Genomic DNA, 2,301 nt, shown 5'->3' on the forward strand with positions numbered 1-2,301 from the left:
GCCCCCGGCCCCGCCCAAGTCCTCCGGCGGAAGCGGCGGGACGGGCGACCAGCCCCAGCAACAGCAACCCCCCACCCAGCCCAAGTCCCCCGTCAAACCCAGCTGAGGCATCGGCGCATCGAGGACCGACGAGCTCGCGGAAGCAGGGACGTGAACGCCGTCGACCGGCTCGACGCATGACCGATGCCCCTCGTACGGCGATGTGCGGACGACCCAGCCCGGGACGTTCTCGGTCGCGGTGTGACAGAAGGGGTAATACGCTCACAAAGTGAGGCCGTACCGGAGCCGGGAACCGTCGCACGGAGGCGTTCGCACCTCGCACACCCTGCGTACCGCGTATGCCGTGATCGGCGCGCTGGCAATGCTCTGCTGGCTGGTTCTGCCCGCCGCAGGCGCCCGCGCCGACGATCCGATCGTGCTGTCGCGGACCGGCCAGATCACGGACAGGGTGGACGCGCTCGGCGACCGCAAGGGCGCCGTCGGAACGGCACTGAGGAATCTCGACGACGTGCACCGCGTGCAGCTCTACGTCGCCTACGTACGTGACTTCTCCGGCCGCTCAGCCCAGAACTGGGCCGACGCGACCGCCGAGCGCAACGGCCTCGGCCTGAACGACGTACTGCTGGCCGTCGCCACGCACGACCGGCAGTACGCGTATTCCGTGGACCGGGACTCGCAGCTGACCGACGCCCAGTTGCAAGACGTCGCGCAGACCGCGGTCGAACCGGCGCTGCGGCAGAACGACTGGGCAGGGGCGGCCATCGGCGCGGCGGACGGCATCGGCGCGGTCCTCGCGGGCATGCCCGTGCCCACCCCGGCGATCACCCCGGGCGAGGCCGACCCCGGTGGCGCCGGCAGCCACAGGGGTGCGGGTGATCTCTTTCTGCCGGTCGTGGTGATCGCAGCCGCGCTCGCCTTCGCCTGGTACGTGTACGCCCGGCGCAGGAAGCGCTCCGGGCCCCGTACCACCCAGGGCTGGGGGTCCCCCGGCCCGAGCGGAACCGAGAGCGTGCCCCTGCCCCTGCCCGAACTCGACCAGCGGGCCAGGGAGCTGCTCGTCGACACGGACGACGCGGTGCGCACCAGCACCGAGGAACTCGGATTCGCCACCGCCCAGTTCGGCGAAGAGGCGGCCGCGCCCTACAGTGAGGCGCTCGGGTATGCGCAGTCGCAGCTCACGGTGGCCTTCCGGCTGCGGCAGCAGCTCGACGACGCGATGCCCGAGGACGACGCGGCCAAGCGCCGCATGCTGGACGAGATCATCGCGCGGTGCACCGAGGCCAATCGCCGGCTCGACGCGGAGGCCGAGGGCTTCGACCGGCTGCGCGCGCTGGAGCAGAACGCGCCCCAGGCATTGGAGCACGCCGAGGCGGAGCTGCGGGACATCACCGGCCGCACCGACACCGCGCAGGCCACGCTCACCACGCTCGGCACGCGGTACGCAACCACCGCGGTCCAGCCCGTCACGGGCCACGTCGAGCAGGCCAGGGACCGGCTGGTGTTCGCCGCGACCCAGCTCGGCCAGGCCCGCGAGGCCGTCGCGGCGGGCGCGGGCGGCACGGCCGCGGTGCATCTGCGGGCCGCCGAGGGCGCCATCGACCAGGCGGGCACGTTCGTGGACGCCGTCGGCCGACTGGCCCAGGAGCTCGCGGAGGCGGCGGGCAAGCTGCCCGGCGCGCTGACGGAGACCGAGACCGACCTCGCGGAGGCGCGGGGCATGCTCGACGGCACGCCCGAGGGCATCTCCACAGCCGACCTGCACGGCCGGATCGCCCGCGCCGAATCGGTCGTCGGCGAGGTGCGGACGCACATCGCCGCGGGACCGTACGACCCGATCGACGTACTGCGCCGCGTGGAGGAGGCCGACGCGGCCCTCGAGGAGGCCCTCACGGGAGCGCGCGCACACGAGGCCGGCAACCGCAGGGCCCGCTCCCTGCTCGACCAGGCCCTGCTCACCGCGCGCAGCGCCGTGGGCGCCGCTTCGGACTTCATCACGACCCACCGTGCGGCGGTGGGCAGCGAGGCCAGGACGCGTCTCGCCGAGGCACAGCGGCACCTCGAACTGGCGCAGGACTCCGATCCCACCGCCGCGCTCGCCGAGGCCCAGCGGGCGGATGCGCTGGCCCGCGCGGCGCAGCAGCAGGCCGAGGGGGACGTGCGCATGTACGGCAGTCCGTACGGCGATGCCATGGGCGGCCGCCGCGGGGGCAGCGGCATGGGCGGTGCGGTGCTCGGCGGCATCCTGCTCGGGGAGATCTTCGGCGGCATGGGCCGCGGGGCCGGCGGGGGCATGTTCGGCGG

Annotated in this window: 1 protein-coding gene; it reads left to right on the plus strand. The window is 73.9% G+C overall.

Annotated features, from left to right (window positions below; all coding sequences use genetic code 11):
* Positions 1-361 precede the first annotated feature (361 nt).
* Positions 362-2,301: TPM domain-containing protein (locus PV350_RS46155; RefSeq protein WP_500339255.1), on the plus strand; the 1,940-nt coding region annotated here is incomplete at its 3' end.

Origin of the sequence: Streptomyces sp. PA03-6a, assembly GCF_033792765.1 — a bacterium.
In the GTDB taxonomy this organism is placed as follows: domain Bacteria; phylum Actinomycetota; class Actinomycetes; order Streptomycetales; family Streptomycetaceae; genus Actinacidiphila.